The 13,734-nt window shown below is 71.2% G+C and carries 15 protein-coding genes; 6 read left to right on the top strand and 9 right to left on the bottom strand.

Annotated features, from left to right (window positions below; all coding sequences use genetic code 11):
* The first annotated feature begins 66 nt into the window (after nucleotides 1-66).
* On the top strand, nucleotides 67-1,227 hold the full coding sequence (locus tag ACFYRX_RS08080) for a thiolase family protein (protein ID WP_389097477.1): 1,161 nt from the start codon (nucleotides 67-69) through the stop codon (nucleotides 1,225-1,227).
* A gap of 40 nt (nucleotides 1,228-1,267) precedes the next feature.
* Here ACFYRX_RS08080 and ACFYRX_RS08075 read toward each other — a convergent pair whose 3' ends face one another.
* The 3 genes from ACFYRX_RS08075 to ACFYRX_RS08065 all read right to left on the bottom strand — a co-directional run bounded on the left by ACFYRX_RS08075 (nucleotide 1,268) and on the right by ACFYRX_RS08065 (nucleotide 3,871).
* Nucleotides 1,268-2,308 (bottom strand): dihydrodipicolinate reductase, encoded by a 1,041-nt coding sequence (locus tag ACFYRX_RS08075; protein ID WP_389097476.1) that lies wholly within the window; start codon nucleotides 2,306-2,308, stop codon nucleotides 1,268-1,270.
* Complete coding sequence (locus ACFYRX_RS08070; protein ID WP_389097475.1) at nucleotides 2,305-3,135, bottom strand: acyl-CoA thioesterase; 831 nt, start codon at nucleotides 3,133-3,135, stop codon at nucleotides 2,305-2,307. Before ACFYRX_RS08070 ends, ACFYRX_RS08075 begins: the two co-directional genes overlap by 4 nt.
* A 64-nt stretch (nucleotides 3,136-3,199) precedes the next feature.
* The gene (locus ACFYRX_RS08065; RefSeq protein ID WP_389097474.1) at nucleotides 3,200-3,871 is read right to left on the bottom strand and encodes a TetR/AcrR family transcriptional regulator; all 672 of its coding nucleotides are present in this window, start codon (nucleotides 3,869-3,871) and stop codon (nucleotides 3,200-3,202) included.
* 144 nt (nucleotides 3,872-4,015) lie between these two features.
* Between ACFYRX_RS08065 and ACFYRX_RS08060 the strand changes: the two genes are divergently transcribed.
* From ACFYRX_RS08060 to ACFYRX_RS08050, 3 genes are read left to right on the top strand one after another with little or no spacing between them, the layout of a single operon-like run.
* Nucleotides 4,016-5,014 carry an acyl-CoA dehydrogenase family protein gene (locus tag ACFYRX_RS08060; protein WP_389097473.1) on the top strand — a complete coding sequence of 333 codons (999 nt, stop codon included), beginning with the start codon at nucleotides 4,016-4,018 and terminating at the stop codon, nucleotides 5,012-5,014.
* The gene (locus ACFYRX_RS08055; RefSeq protein WP_389097472.1) at nucleotides 4,998-6,173 is read left to right on the top strand and encodes an acyl-CoA dehydrogenase family protein; all 1,176 of its coding nucleotides are present in this window, start codon (nucleotides 4,998-5,000) and stop codon (nucleotides 6,171-6,173) included. Before ACFYRX_RS08060 ends, ACFYRX_RS08055 begins: the two co-directional genes overlap by 17 nt.
* 10 nt (nucleotides 6,174-6,183) lie before the next feature.
* The gene (locus tag ACFYRX_RS08050; protein ID WP_389097471.1) at nucleotides 6,184-6,966 is read left to right on the top strand and encodes an enoyl-CoA hydratase; all 783 of its coding nucleotides are present in this window, start codon (nucleotides 6,184-6,186) and stop codon (nucleotides 6,964-6,966) included.
* A gap of 53 nt (nucleotides 6,967-7,019) precedes the next feature.
* Here ACFYRX_RS08050 and ACFYRX_RS08045 read toward each other — a convergent pair whose 3' ends face one another.
* Complete coding sequence (locus tag ACFYRX_RS08045) at nucleotides 7,020-7,865, bottom strand: helix-turn-helix transcriptional regulator (protein WP_389097470.1); 846 nt, start codon at nucleotides 7,863-7,865, stop codon at nucleotides 7,020-7,022.
* 103 nt (nucleotides 7,866-7,968) lie between these two features.
* On the opposite strand from ACFYRX_RS08045, the gene ACFYRX_RS08040 reads away from it, so the two are divergent.
* Nucleotides 7,969-8,676 carry an SDR family NAD(P)-dependent oxidoreductase gene (locus ACFYRX_RS08040; RefSeq protein WP_389097469.1) on the top strand — a complete coding sequence of 236 codons (708 nt, stop codon included), beginning with the start codon at nucleotides 7,969-7,971 and terminating at the stop codon, nucleotides 8,674-8,676.
* A gap of 25 nt (nucleotides 8,677-8,701) precedes the next feature.
* Here the strand turns inward: ACFYRX_RS08040 and ACFYRX_RS08035 are convergent, their stop codons facing one another.
* The 5 genes from ACFYRX_RS08035 to ACFYRX_RS08015 form a co-directional block, all read right to left on the bottom strand.
* Entirely contained in the window at nucleotides 8,702-9,460 is a 759-nt protein-coding gene (locus ACFYRX_RS08035) for an acyl-CoA dehydrogenase family protein (protein ID WP_389097468.1), read from the bottom strand.
* 2 nt (nucleotides 9,461-9,462) lie between these two features.
* The gene (locus ACFYRX_RS08030) at nucleotides 9,463-10,578 is read right to left on the bottom strand and encodes an acyl-CoA dehydrogenase family protein (RefSeq protein WP_389097467.1); all 1,116 of its coding nucleotides are present in this window, start codon (nucleotides 10,576-10,578) and stop codon (nucleotides 9,463-9,465) included.
* A complete protein-coding gene (locus ACFYRX_RS08025; RefSeq protein ID WP_389097466.1) occupies nucleotides 10,575-10,991 on the bottom strand; it encodes a nuclear transport factor 2 family protein in 417 nt (138 codons plus the stop codon). Before ACFYRX_RS08025 ends, ACFYRX_RS08030 begins: the two co-directional genes overlap by 4 nt.
* Entirely contained in the window at nucleotides 10,981-11,544 is a 564-nt protein-coding gene (locus ACFYRX_RS08020; RefSeq protein ID WP_389097465.1) for a carboxymuconolactone decarboxylase family protein, read from the bottom strand. The genes ACFYRX_RS08025 and ACFYRX_RS08020 overlap by 11 nt, the downstream gene beginning before the upstream one ends.
* 131 nt (nucleotides 11,545-11,675) lie before the next feature.
* Nucleotides 11,676-12,131, bottom strand: a complete 456-nt coding sequence (locus ACFYRX_RS08015; RefSeq protein WP_389097464.1) for a pyridoxamine 5'-phosphate oxidase family protein — start codon at nucleotides 12,129-12,131, stop codon at nucleotides 11,676-11,678.
* Between the two features lie 135 nt (nucleotides 12,132-12,266).
* Between ACFYRX_RS08015 and ACFYRX_RS08010 the strand changes: the two genes are divergently transcribed.
* Nucleotides 12,267-13,721, top strand: a complete 1,455-nt coding sequence (locus tag ACFYRX_RS08010; RefSeq protein ID WP_389097463.1) for an aldehyde dehydrogenase family protein — start codon at nucleotides 12,267-12,269, stop codon at nucleotides 13,719-13,721.
* The last annotated feature ends 13 nt before the right edge of the window (nucleotides 13,722-13,734 follow it).

The raw sequence follows: 13,734 nt of genomic DNA, 5'->3' as shown, positions 1-13,734 counted from the left end.
CGAGAGTAGCATTCTCACCCGGTGCTGTGATCCCCGTGCGGCCCGCCGAGTCGGTAGGAGACGCTCATGCCCGAGGCAGTCATCGTGTCCGCCCTGCGCACCCCCGTCGGTACTGCGGGCAAGGGGACCCTGCGCGACACCACCGCCTTCGACCTGGCCGAACACGTCGTCGGCGCCCTCGCGCGCGGCCTCGACCCGGATCGGGTGGACGACGTGATCCTCGGAGAGGGCCTGTACGGCGGCGGAGTGCTGGCCCGCCACGCGGCCCTGACCGCCGGGCTGACCTCGGCCCCCGGCCAGGCCGTCAACCGGCACTGTGCCGCAGGACTGACCGCCGTCGCGGCCGCCGCGGCCACGATCCGTTCCGGTATGGACGGCCTGGTGATCGCGGGCGGCGTCAACTCCGCCTCCACCGCGCCGAAATCACGCTTCCGGGTCGACGGTGAGTGGGTCGAGCCCTGGATGCCGCCCACCCACCCCGACCGGCCGGACGCCCCCAACGCGGACATGTCGATCACCATCGGCTGGAACGTCGCCCGGCGGGCCGGCGTCAGCCGCGAGGAGATGGACGCCTGGGCGCTGCGCTCGCACCGCAACGCCGTCCGGGCCATCGACGAGGGCCGCTTCGACGCCGAGATCGTGCCGATCGACACCGTGCACGGACTCTTCGCCGTCGACGAACACCCGCGCAGGGACACCTCGTTGGAGAAGCTGGCCGCGCTCAAGCCGCTGCACCCGGAGATCGAGGGCTTCAGCATCACCGCGGGCAACGCGTGCGGCGGCAACGACGGCGCCGCCGCGCTGACGGTGGCCGGCGACTCCGTGGCCGCCACCGAGGGCCTGCCCGTCCTGGCCGTCGTACGGTCCTGGGCCGACGTCGGCGTCGACCCCGCCGAGACCGGCCTCTCGCCCGTGAAAGCCGTCCCCAAGGCGCTCTTCCGCGCCGGGCTCACCACCGCGGACGTCGACCTGTTCGAGATCAACGAGGCCTTCGCCTCCGTGGCCGTCGCCGCCGTACGACGCCTCGGCCTCGACCCGGACCGGGTGAACGTCAACGGCAGCGGCTGCTCCCTCGGCCACCCCGTCGCGGCCACCGGCGCCCGCATGCTGGTCACCCTCGTCCACGAACTGCGGCGCAGGGGCGGCGGGATCGGGGTCGCGTCGATGTGCGCCGGCGGCGGGATGGGCTCGGCCATGGTGGTCGAGGTGCCGGGGGTCCTCGGCTGAGGCCCGCCCGGGTCCGACCGGCCCCGCCCCGTGCAACGGCTCAGCCCAGCACCGCCGTGATCTGCGGCAGATCCGGCGTCGTACGGATCCCGGGCTCCGCCGCGCACACGAACGGCACCGCGTTCACCGCCCGGTTCGCCGTGTACGACGGTGACACCGCGGCCATCCGGTCGAGTGGCACCGGCAGCCGGATGCCGACCTCCAGCGGGGCGTCGCCCTCGACGGAGACGTGCCAGCCGGTGTCGCGCAGGTCCCAGGCCGGGTCGAGGTCGGTGGTGCAGTACCAGGTGGCACGGAACCGGAGCAGCGGGCGACCGGCGTGCAGACCGGTGACCGTGAGCCGTTGCGCGGCGACCGTCCCGGGGGCCAACTCGCCCGCGGCCATACGGACCCGGCGCCGAGCGAGGGCCAACTCCCCTTCCGCTTCAAGGGAGTCGAGCGGCAGCGACAGCGCGTCGGCGGCGAGCCGCAGTGACGGACCGAAGCTCGTCAGGCCGTGGCGCAGCCGCCCCGCGTCGAAGGCGAAGGGTTCGGTGCCGAAGCCCATCACGCCGAACAGCAGCTCGGGAGAGGGGCGTTGGGAGAGGTTCGCGTACTCGTCGATGGTCAGCCCGTCGAGCCGGCGTGCGATCGACGTCAGGACGAGCGGTACCGCCTCCGTGATGAAACCCGGACTGCTTCCGGTGCTGTGGATCGACGTACCGCCGCGCTCGCACGCCGCCTCGACCCGCTCGCGCACCACGGGATCCATGCTCGGCGGATGATGGAACTCCCCGCGCGTGGTCACGACGTTCGCTCCCGACTCCAGCAGCCGGCACACCTCGTCCATGTCGCACACCAGCGGCATGTAGAGCACGCAGTCGGAGCCCAGCCCGACGATCTCGCCGACGTCCTGAGTGGCCCTCACGCCGGTCGCGCCGCTCGCCGCGAGACCGCACAGTTCGCCCGCGTCCCGCCCCGCCTTGTCCGGCGAACGGACGTACACGCCCGCCAGGGCCAGCTCCGGATGCTCGATCACGGCCCGCAGCGACCGCCCGCCGATCGTGCCGGTGGTCCACTGGACCACCCGGAGTGCCGTCATCCCGTCGCCCCCGGAGTGAAGCGCAACAGGGCCTCCTGGGCGAAGGACGCGACGAGCGAACCCTCCTCGGTCAGTACGTCCCCCCGGCCGAAGCAGCGGCCGTGGGCGAGGACCGGGCTGTGCTGACGCAGCAGCAGCCAGTCGCCGGCGTCGTACGGCCGGTGGAACCAGACCGTGTGCGAGGTGACGGCGGAGGTGAACGCCGTTCCCGAGTCGTGCTGGGTCAGGCCCGCGAGGGGGCGCAGAGCCGTGCCGACAAGGGTCAGATCGGTGGCGTACGCCGTGAGGGCCGGGGTGAGCTCCTGCGCGGACGCCGGGGTGCGCATCCACAGGTCGAACTCCGGTGGCTCGGAGCCGGGCGCGTCGAGGTCGGCGGTGGTCCGGGTCTCCCAGGGCAGCGGATGCAGGTCGGTGCGGTGCTCGGGACCCGGCAGATCGGGGACGGCAGCGACGGCCTGGTGGGCCGGGCCGTTCTCCGGGGCGTGCAGCGACACCGAGGCGGTGGCCACCACGCCCTTGGACTGCCGGGCCACGATCGTCAGCGTCGCGAAGGAGGTGCCGCTGTGATGGCGTTGCACCTCGTAGCGGACGGGTTCCTCGGGGTGGCCCGCACGCGAGAACAGGGCGTGCAGGGATTTCACCGTCTTGTCCGGGCAGGACAGGTGTGCCGCCCTGGCGAACTGGGCCAGCAGCTGACCGCCGAACAGCCGGTGGTAGCCCAGTCGTTGACTGCGCCCCTCGTAACCGAAGGGCGCGTCCGCGGGCTGCGCGCGCAGATCGAGACAGGCGAGGAGATCGTCCCAGAGTTCACTCGAGGCAAGCGGCATACCCGTGAGCGTAAGTCAGATTCACGGATATGAGAATGCTGTTCTCTGAGGTGAGCGTCTGGACCTAGCTGAGCGTGAAGCCCATCGCGCAGAAGTCCCAGATCTCGTCCGCGGTCAGCGGGTGCGACCCTTCCTGGCCGCTGGACTGGGCGTTGAACATGACGGTCTGCATGGTCAGCGCGGCCATCCGGCGGGCCTTGAAGCCCGGGCGCAGCAGGCCGGCCTCCTCCAGCTCCGTCATCAGCTCGGTGAACAGGGCGAGCAGTGGCGCGTTCGCCACCCGCATCTCGGCCGGGTGGGAGACCAGCAGGCGCAGCGCGAAGTCGGTGAACAGCGGTGCCTGCTTGCCGGTGGGGTTCGGGCGCGAGCTGTCGAACAGGGTCTGGACGACGACCTTGAGCCGGTCGAGGGGGCCGGACTGTTCGGCGGCGGTGATGCGCAGCTCGTCCGCCGACCTGCTCATGGCGTCCTCGAACAGGGCGAGCAGCAGCTCGTGCTTGCCGTCGAAGTGCTGGTAGAAGCTGCGCAGTGACTGGCGGGAACGCTCGACGACCTCCTGGACGGTGAAGTCCGTGGTCCCCTTCTCCGCCATGATCGACTGGGCCGCGTCGAGGAACCGCTCCACCCGCTGCTCGGCCCGGCGCTTCGCCGCCTGGGTGGAGCGCTCGACGGCGCGCTGCTTCCAGGCCGGTTCCTCGCTCGGGCTGCTCACGGGCTGGTCCGCCTTCTGTGTCATGCGGAGAACATTACTTGACTGAGACGGCAAGCCTACGCCCCCAGCCTGGACACATGCGAGGTCGTGAAGGAGACTGGCGATTTCTGCTCAAGAGAATTATATTCTCACCGACGTGTGACTCGAAGCGGGACGTGAGGAGCCGTGATGCTGTTCGAGTTCGACGCGGACCAGCGCCTGTGGCAGGACACCGTCCGCAAGGCCGTGGCCAAGGAGTGCCCCACGTCGCTGGTGCGGGCGGTCGTCGACGACGGCGCGGATCCGGCTCCGCTGTGGCGGGTCTACGGCGATCTGGGCTGGACCGAGCTGACCGACCCCGCAGACGCGGTCGAACTCGCGATCGTCCTGGAGGAGTTGGGCCGGGCCACCGATCCGACCCCGTACCTGGCGACACTCACCCAGTTCGCCCCCTTGACCGGCGACCTGAACGAGCCCGGTCGTTCCGGCGCGGCCGTCCTCTCCGGCGTCACCGCGCATCCGGCCGGCGGCGGCTGGGTACTGGAGGGCACCGCCCGCCACATCCTCGACGGCGACCGGGCCGAGCGGCTCGCCGTCGTGACGGGGGCCGGCGTGTTCGTCGTACCCGCCGCCGAGGCGACCGCGCTCCGCACGCCCGCGTTCGACCCCGTCCTGCATCTCGCCGACATCACCCTCGACGGGGTACGGGTCGGCGCCGCCGCCCGCAGCGACGCCGACCCCGAGCGTGCCCGCCACCTCGCCCTGACGGGGCTGGCGCTCACCATGGTCGGGGCCTGCCGTCGCGCCCTCGACCTCGTTCTCGACCACGTCCGCACGCGCCACCAGTTCGGGGCCCCCATCGGCTCCTTCCAGGCCGTGCAGCACAAGGCGGCCGACATGCACGTGGCGATCGAGCGGGCCCGCGCCCTCGCCTACTACGCGGCCCTGACCATCGCCGCCGACGATCCGCGCCGCGCCCTGGCCGCCGCCATGGCCAAGGCGGGCGCCGGTGAGTGCCAGGCCGTGGTGTTCCGCAACGCCGTGCAGCTGTTCGGCGCGATGGGGCACACCTGGGAGAACGACCTCCAGTTCGCGATCAAGCGGGCCAAGGCGGGGGAGCTCCTGCTCGGGGGCGCGGCCGAACACCGGGCGCGCATAGCGGAGGAGAGCCGTGCGACTCACGTTTGACGCCGATGTGGAGGCCTTCCGCGCCGAGTTCGCCGCCTTCCTGGAGGCGAACCTCCCGGCGGAGGCCGAGGCCACGGAACGCTCCCGCTCCACCGCGCACATCCCCGAGTGGGCCAGGCGCTGGCAACGGCTCCAGTTCGACGAGGGCTGGCTGCTGCCGGGCAACCCGCCCGAGTTCGGCGGCCGGAGCGCCACCGTCCTGCAGCAGTACGTCCACCGCGAGGAGTTGTCCCGCCGCCGCATCTACCACAGCTTCAACCCCCAGGGCGTCGGCATCATCGCCGCCTCCCTGCTCTCCTTCGGCACCGAGGAACAGAAACACCGCTGGGCCGTGCCCATCCTGCGTGCCGAGATCACCGCCGCCCTCGGCATGAGCGAACCCGGCGCGGGCTCCGACCTCGCCTCCCTGCGCACCCGTGCCGAACCCGACGGCGACCACTTCACCGTGAACGGACAGAAGGTGTGGACCTCCGGCGCACACGACGCTGACGTCCTGCTCACCTTCGTCCGCACCGATCCCGACGCCCCCAAGCACAAGGGGATCAGCGTGCTGCTGATCCCCACCGACACCCCCGGAGTGACCCGCCGCCCCTTCGCCTCGTACACCCGTCCCGACGACAAGGACTTCAACGAGGTCTTCTTCGAGAACGTCCGCGTCCCCGCCGAGAACCTCGTCGGCCCCCTCGACCAGGGCTGGCGGGTGGCGGGTGGCTCCCTCGGGCACGAGCGCACCCTGATGTGGCTGGGCGAGGCCGAGCGGATGGACGCCGCCCTGCGCGACTTCCAGCCGGCGAACGCCCTGGAGAAGGACTGGTACGCCACCCTCGTCATGGACCTTCAGGCGCTGCGCCTGCTCGGCTCGGCCGCCCTCGCCCGGGCCGCACGCGGCGAACAGGACGTGCCCGCGCTGTCCGTGCTGAAGGTGTTCGGCTCCGAAGCGGCACAACACGCCCTGGAACGGATCCTGGAGGCGTCCGGACCGGACGGCCTGGACCATCCGGCGACGACGGCGCCGTACTTCCACATGAGCTACGACGACGACTTCGCCGGCTGGTTCAACCGCTTCGCCCGCAGCTTCGGCGGCACCATCGCCGGCGGTACCTCCGAGATCCAGCGCACGATCATCGCCGAGCGGGTGCTCGGTCTGCCCCGACGTTGAGGAGACGGCCGTGCACATCCTGTACGAGGTCAAGGACCGCATCGCGACCATCGGCCTGAACCGACCCGAGGCCGCCAACGCCCAGAACATGGCCCTCCTCGACGAACTCGACGCCGCGTGGACGCGGGCGGCCGAGGACGAGGAGGTGAAGGTGATCGTGCTGCGCGCGGAGGGGAAGCACTTCTCGGCGGGCCACGACCTCAAGGACCGCTGGCCGGCCCCGGACGAGATCACCCTGGAATGGATCTACCGGGCCGAGAACCGCCGGTACCTGGACTACACCCTGCGCTGGCGCAACACCCCCAAGCCGTCGATCGCCGCCGTCCAAGGGCGCTGTATCGCGGGCGGGTTGATGCTGTGCTGGCCCTGCGACCTGATCGTGGCCGCAGAGGACGCCCTGTTCTCCGACCCCGTCGTCCAGATGGGCATCGGCGGTGTCGAATACCACGGACACACCTGGGAGTTGGGGCCGCGCAAGGCCAAGGAGATCCTCTTCACCGGCCGCCCCCTCACCGCGGCGGAGGCCGAGCAGGTCGGCATGGTCAACCGGGTCGTGGCCCGGGAGGAGTTGGACTCCGCGACCCGTGAACTGGCCGAGCGGATCGCGCAGATGCCCGCCTTCGGTCTCCGCCAGGCCAAACGGGCGGTCAACCAGAGCCTCGACGTACAGGGCTTCTACGCGGCGATCCAGTCCGTCTTCGACATCCACCAGACCGGACACGGCAACGCGCTCAGCGTCAGCGGCTATCCCGTCCTGGCCAAGCTGGAGGAGATGAAGGAGAAGCTCCGCTAGCCCTTCGAGCCTCCCCTGGCCCTTCGAGCCTGCGCTAGCCCTTCGAGCCTCCGCTAGCCCTTCGCGACCAGGTTCTGCGTGCCCAGCACCGAGATCAACCGCAGCTTCTCGGCGGCCTCGGTGCCGGGCTCGGCCGAGTAGACCAGGATGTGGAGGTCGTTCTCCGCCACTCGGAGCAGATCGCAGTCGAGGGTGATCGGGCCCACCTGCGGGTGCTCGACCGTCTTGTGGGAGGCGGCGAGACGGCCCACCACCCCCGCGTCCCACAGCTCGGCGAACCGTCCACTCCTGGCGCCCAACTCGGCGACGAGACGGCGCAGTTGACGGTCGGCGGGATAGCGGGACGCGGTCGCGCGCAGCTCGGCGACCATGCCGGCCTCGAATACCCGCCGTTCCTCCGGCGTGTGCCGTACCCGGCTCGGCAGGCCCGTGAAGTTGCGCCACACGGCGTTGCGTTCGAAGCCGTGCCGGGCGGAGGGATCACCCATCAGCGCCGCGTACATCGGGTTGGCCAGCAGCAGCGTCATGGCCGCGTCGGAGACCGCGACGGGGGTGTCGACCAACCGGTCGAGGAGCCGTTGCACACTGGACGGGATATGGCCGGGCACGACGTCGGGTCCGGGCGGCACCAGTCCCGCGAGACCGAAGAGGTACGTCCGCTCGTCTCCCGACAGCCGCAGCGCCCGGGCCAGCGCCTCGACGACCTGCACGGACGGGTTGGCGGCACGCCCCTGTTCGAGACGCGTGACGTAGTCGACGGAGACGCCGGACAGCAGGGCCAGCTCCTCGCGCCGCAGTCCGGCCGCGCGCCGGTGACCGCCTGAGGGCAGCCCGGCCGCGTCCGGGGGAACCCGGTCGCGCCAGCGCCGCAGCGCCCGTCCCAGTTCTGTAGCCGCCATGCTCCTCAGTGAACACCGTCGGCCGTCGATGTGCCTGGTACCGGCAGTCCCAGGAAGAAGGGTCTCCTGGCTGATCCCACCGCCGCGCAGGAACCTGGACGGCATGACGACCACACTCATCACCGGAGCGAACAAGGGTCTCGGCTTCGAGGCCGCCCGCCGACTCGTCGCCGCGGGTCACACCGTCTACGTCGGCGCCCGCGACGCCGAGCGCGGCCGGGCCGCCGCCGACGAGCTCGGCGCCCGGTTCGTCCAGCTCGACGTCACCGACGACGCCTCCGTCCAGGCGGCGGCCAAGGCCGTCGAGGCCGACGGCGGGCTCGACGTCCTGATCAACAACGCCGGCATCGAGACCAGGACCGAGGACAACGGCGTGCCGGTCGCCCGGACCGTCACCGCCGACCAGATGCGCCGCACCTTCGAGACGAACGTCTTCGGTGTCGTCCGTGTACTCGGCGCCTTCCTGCCGCTGCTGGAACGCTCGGCCGCGCCGGTCGTGGTCAACGTCAGCAGCGGCCTGGCCTCGCTGACCCATCTCTCCGACCCGGACCACCCGGCGCACTTCTACCCGGGCATCGCGTACCCGACGTCCAAGACCGCGGTCAACATGCTCACCGTGCAGTACGCGAAGGCCTTCCCGGCCCTGCGGATCAACTCCGTGGAGCCCGGCTTCACCAGGACCGACCTGAACGGCAACACGGGCACGCAGACCGTCGAGGAGGGCGCGGAGATCATCGTCCGGATGGCACAGGTGGCCCCCGACGGCCCCACCGGAGGCTACTTCGACGTCAAGGGTCCGCTGCCCTGGTGACTCACGGACTCACAGACTCACGGACTCACAGGTGAACCAGCCGGGGCGCCGTGCCCTCCGCGCGCAGCCGGGTCCCGGCCTCCCGCGTCAGCTCCCGCGCGCTGCCCAGCAGCCCGTCCAGCACCAGAGCCCGCCGTACGTGCCGGTGCAGCGGATGCTCGGCGGTGAACCCGATCCCGCCGAGCACCTGCTGGCAGTGCCGGGCGGCGGTGAGCGCGGCCTGTCCGGCGGCCGCCTTGGCCAGCAGGGAGCCGAAGGGGTCCTCGGCGGCGACCAGGGCGGCCTCCGCGCCCTCCAGCGCCACGAAGGTCTCGGCGAGCCGATGCCGTACGGCCTGGAAGGAGGCGAGCGGACGGCCGAACTGAACCCGGTCGAGCACATGGGTCCGGGCCAGCGACAGCATGGTCCGCCCCGTGCCCAGGAGCCACCAGCCCAGGGCGCGTCGGCCGGCGTCCAGAGGCAGGGGGTGTCCATCGGTGACCGGCCGCAGCGGAAGTTCGGGATCCAGCGTCCGGCCCGGGCCGTGCCGTTCCCATACGACCCACCTGCCGCCCGCGTACGGCAGCGGGGGTGTCCCGCCGAGCATGACGTCGTTCAGCACCGAGGCGTGCGCCCCCGTCTCGCCCAGCAGCCGGAACACGACCGGGATCGCCACCTCGGGATACTCCGCCAGCAGCTCGTGCCAGCCCAGTTCGCCCAGTGCCGAGTCCAGCGCGGGCCCCGACACGGCCGACATCACCTTGCGCACGGTCTCGGAGAGCAGCTCCACCTCGTCCGCGTCCATGGTCACTCCCTCCCCAGATCGAGCAGGCGCCGGGCGATGATGTTCCGCTGGATCTCGGCGGTGCCGCCGTAGATGGTGGCCGCTTTCGCGTACAGGTACTCCGACCGCCACGGCGACTCGGTCAGCTCCAGCACTCCGGGGAGCAAGTCCCGCACGGTGTCGAAGAGTTGTTGCTCGGCGGTGGCCAGCAGCACCTTGTCGACGGAGGTCTCCGGGCCCAGCGGGGCGCCCTTGGCCAGGCGCCGCTGGGTCGTGTGGGAGCGGCAGCGGGCCGTGTGCAGCGCGAGGTAGGCGGAGCCGAGGGCGGTGTCGTCGGGGTCGGACGTGTCGTCGAGGAGACGGTCCAGGCGCGTGTAGAGATGGGCGATCCGGTGCCAGAAACAGGCGGAGCGCTCGTGCGGGAGCAGGTCCATCGCGAGCCGCCAGCCGTCGCCGGGTCGGCCCAGCATCCGGTCGGCGGGCACCACGACCTCGTCGAAGAACACCTCGGCGAACTCGTCGACACCGTGCAGGGTGCGCAGCGGCCGGACGGTGATGCCCGGGGTGTCCATGTCGACGAAGAAGGCCGTGATTCCGTCATGGCCCGGGGCGGTGCGGGTCAGGAGCACACAGCGGGCCGCGTACTGGGCGAGGCTCGTCCACACCTTCTGCCCGGTGACCGCCCAGGTGCCGTCCTCGCGCGGGACCGCCCGGGTCGTCAGGGACGCCAGGTCGCTGCCGGAGCCCGGTTCGGAGAAGCCCTGGCACCACTGCTCCCGGCCGCCGAGCAGCAACGGGACCATCTCGGCGGCCAGTTGGGGTGGGGCGTAGGAGATCAGCGTCGGGACGAGGACCTCGACCATCGACCAGATGCCGGGTTCGGCCAGAGCGCGCGAGGCGACCTCCTCGCCGAGCACCGCGCGGTACACGGCCGGCCCGCCGAGCCCCCTCACCTCGGCGGGCCAGCCGTACCGCATCCACCCGGCCTCGAACAACGCCCCGCGAACCCGGGCGAGTTGTGCGACCTGGGCGTCGAGCGAGCGGTCCGGGCCGGGGGAGAGGTCGTGCTCGGTGAGCCAGGTCCCGAGCGCGGACCGGAACTCACCGACCGTCTCCATATCGGGCAGGGCCGGCTTCATGCCGTGGGACGTTCGAAGGCGTGGGGGCGCCCCGAGTCGTGCGTCCCGCTGCGTCGGATGAAGGTCATGGCCCGGGTGCGCAGCCGCCAGCCCTCGGCGGTGCGTACGTAGGTGTCGTCGTAGTAGCCGATCCGCAGGTCGTGTGTGGCGTGGTCGACGAAGCAGAGCGGCTGGGTGCCCGTCGCCGTGTCCTGGCCGGATGCCTCGACGGCGGGCGTGCCGGTGAGGAACAGCCCCTTGGGGGCGGCCGCGACCAGGGCCGGGAACTCAGTGAGGGGATAGGTGTCGCCGAACGCGCTGTAGCTGCCGTCGGGGGTGAACACCGCGAGCAGTCCGTCGATGTCGCCCCGGGTGATGGTCACCGCGTAACGGGCCAGGAGCTGCTGGATCTCCACGAGGTCGTCAGTTGTCACGGGCGTCTCCCTCCGGTGCGCCCGGCACGCCGAACGCGTTGAAGACCATGGCCAGCAGGGCGTACGTCCCGACCGTGAACACCAGGTCCATCCGCTGGCGTTCGTCGAAGTGCTCGGCCAGGGCGTCCCAGGTGGCGTCCGAAAGAGTGGAGTGGTCCTCCAGTTCGTCGACCGCCGTCAGGACCAGGCTCTCCACGGGATCGGCCGCCTTGCCCTCGGCCGCCGCCTCGATCTCGGCGTCCGACAGCCCCGCCTCCCGCCCGAGCTTCACATGATGGGCCCACTCGTAGGCGCAGTCGCGGCGCCTGGCCACCCGCAGGGTGGCCTGCTCGCGGATCCGGGGCGGCAGTGAGGACTTGAACAGCATGAAGGTGCTGAAGGGCAGGAAGAGTTCGGCGAGGTCCGGATGCCGGGCCAGCGCGCCGACGGCGGGGCCGGCGCCGCGCTCGTTCCGCAACCGGCGGGGGAGCAGTGAGGACAGTGCCTGACGGGTCCGGTCGTCCCACTGGTCGTCCGGCAGCGGAGGCAGGCGCGGAGATGGACGCGGGGGCATGCGGAACTCCTCACGACGGAACGACGGAACGACGGAACGACGGGACGACGGGGCTGGCGGGGTCACTGGCGAGAATGGCGTTCTCGTCATACGTAGGGAAGATTTCCACGTGCTCCCGCGGGCGTCAACCGTCAGGCGCGCAGCTTGCCAAAGTCCCAGCTGACGATCTTCTCCGGCCGCAGCCGGAGCCAGCCGTGGCGGCCGTCGTAGCGGAAGTCGCCGTACTTCTCGGCGAAGAGCCGCTCGGGTGACCGGAGTTCGTCGTTCGGCTCGCCCGTGCGCGGCACCTCGCCGACCGGGAGGGCGCGACCCAGCAGCTCGACGCCCCGCAGACGCAGGAAGTCGAAGCCGCCGTCGTCCACCACGACGCTGACCCGCCCGTCGCGCGACACCTCGGTCCAACGCTGGCTGCGCACCAGGGAGTTGAGCCACAGCGCTGATCCGTCCCAGGCGAACCAGAGGGCGCCGTTGTGCGGATGTCCGCCGGGTCCCACGGTGGCGACCCGGCAGACGGGGCTGCCGCGAAGGAAGGTGTCCCGCTCCTCGTCCGACATGGCGATCGCGGTACCCCTGCGCTGACCGGGCATGATTCCTCCCACTGGTGCATGAATGTGTAATTCTCCTGCAGGAATGGTTGCTTCTCATCTGACGAGAAGCTACTTTCCACCGCAGGCAGGACCGTGGCAAGCAGGACCCTGCGACACCGGAAGAGATGGGGAGCCGTGAGTCTTTTCCATGAGGACCGGCTGTTGATCGACGGCGAACTCGTCCGCGCCGACCGCAGCTTCGAGACGGTCGATCCGGCCACCGGGAAGGTGCTGGGCACGGCGTCCGACGCGGACCCCGGCCATGTCGCCGCAGCCGTGGCCGCGGCCCGCAGGGCCTTCGACACGACCGGCTGGATGCGCGACCGCGACCTGCGGCTGCGGTGCCTGCGCCAGCTCTACGACGGACTGCACCGGCACCGCGAGGAACTGCGGGCCCTGACCGTCGCCGAGGTGGGCGCCCCGCTGCAGCTCACCCACGGCGCACAACTCGACGAGCCGATCGAGATGGTCCGGTACTACGCCGACCTGCTCGAACGCTACGAGTTCCGTGAGGAGCTCGGCACCGTCGAGAGCCGGGGCCGGCACCACCGCCGCTGGGTGGAGAAGGAGGCCGCAGGAGTCGTCGCGGCGATCGTGGCGTACAACTTCCCCAACCAGCTCGCCCTCGCCAAGCTCGTCCCCGCGCTCGCCGCCGGCTGCACCGTCGTCCTCAAGGGCGCCCCGGACACCCCCTGGACGACTCTCGCGCTCGGCCGGATCATCGCCGAGGAGACCGACATCCCCGCGGGCGTGGTGAACGTCCTCACCTCCTCGGGTCCCGAGACCGGCGAACTGCTCACCACCCACCCCGATGTCGACATGGTGACCTTCACCGGGTCGACCCCGGTCGGCCGGGCCATCATGGCCGCCGCCTCGGCCACCTTGAAGCGGGTCTTCCTGGAGCTCGGCGGCAAGTCCGCGATGATCGTCCTGGACGACGCCGAGCCCCGGAACGCCGCGATGTTCGCCGCGTTCACCATCTGCTCCCATTCGGGCCAGGGCTGCGCGCTCACCTCCCGGCTTCTGGTCCCACGCGACAGGTACGACGAGATCGTCCCCCTCGTCGCCGCCATGTTCGGCAAGGTCACCTACGGCGACCCGAGCGATCCCAAGACGCACATGGGCCCCCTGATCAGCGAGAAGCAGCGCGCCAAGGTGCACGGCATGGTCGAGCGCGCGGTCGCCGCCGGAGCCCGCCTGGTGACCGGCGGCAGGCCCGCCGACCGCGAGGGCTTCTTCTACGAACCGACGCTCCTGGCGGACGTCGACCCCAGCTCCGAGATCGCGCAGGAGGAGGTCTTCGGACCGGTCCTCGCCGTCATCGCCTACGACGACGAGGACGACGCCGTCCGGATCGCCAACGACTCGGTGTACGGGCTGTCCGGCGTGGTGCTCGGCGCCGACGACGAGCGGGCGGCCGCTGTCGCCCGCCGGGTCCGCAGCGGCACCTTCAGCATCAACGGGGGCAACTTCTTCGCCGCCGACGCCCCGTTCGGCGGGTTCAAGCAGTCCGGCATCGGCCGGGAAATGGGTGTGGCGGGGCTCGAGGAGTTCCTGGAACTCAAGACCTTCGCCGTGCCGGCGAAGTAGTCACCGCCGTCGA

It is taken from the genome of Streptomyces sp. NPDC005374 (assembly GCF_042872225.1).
GTDB lineage: Bacteria > Actinomycetota > Actinomycetes > Streptomycetales > Streptomycetaceae > Streptomyces.
This window is presented reverse-complemented; position numbering and strand designations above follow the sequence as displayed.

Excerpts from the sequence above, each read along its gene's own strand:
- ACFYRX_RS08080 (WP_389097477.1), top strand. The coding sequence starts at position 67 with ATGCCCGAGGCAGTCATCGTGTCCGCCCTGCGCACCCCCGTCGGTACT.
- ACFYRX_RS08075 (WP_389097476.1), bottom strand. The coding sequence starts at position 2,308 with ATGACGGCACTCCGGGTGGTCCAGTGGACCACCGGCACGATCGGCGGG.
- ACFYRX_RS08070 (WP_389097475.1), bottom strand. The coding sequence starts at position 3,135 with ATGCCGCTTGCCTCGAGTGAACTCTGGGACGATCTCCTCGCCTGTCTC.
- ACFYRX_RS08065 (WP_389097474.1), bottom strand. The coding sequence starts at position 3,871 with ATGACACAGAAGGCGGACCAGCCCGTGAGCAGCCCGAGCGAGGAACCG.
- ACFYRX_RS08060 (WP_389097473.1), top strand. The coding sequence starts at position 4,016 with ATGCTGTTCGAGTTCGACGCGGACCAGCGCCTGTGGCAGGACACCGTC.
- ACFYRX_RS08045 (WP_389097470.1), bottom strand. The coding sequence starts at position 7,865 with ATGGCGGCTACAGAACTGGGACGGGCGCTGCGGCGCTGGCGCGACCGG.
- ACFYRX_RS08040 (WP_389097469.1), top strand. The coding sequence starts at position 7,969 with ATGACGACCACACTCATCACCGGAGCGAACAAGGGTCTCGGCTTCGAG.
- ACFYRX_RS08035 (WP_389097468.1), bottom strand. The coding sequence starts at position 9,460 with ATGGACGCGGACGAGGTGGAGCTGCTCTCCGAGACCGTGCGCAAGGTG.
- ACFYRX_RS08030 (WP_389097467.1), bottom strand. The coding sequence starts at position 10,578 with ATGAAGCCGGCCCTGCCCGATATGGAGACGGTCGGTGAGTTCCGGTCC.
- ACFYRX_RS08020 (WP_389097465.1), bottom strand. The coding sequence starts at position 11,544 with ATGCCCCCGCGTCCATCTCCGCGCCTGCCTCCGCTGCCGGACGACCAG.
- ACFYRX_RS08015 (WP_389097464.1), bottom strand. The coding sequence starts at position 12,131 with ATGCCCGGTCAGCGCAGGGGTACCGCGATCGCCATGTCGGACGAGGAG.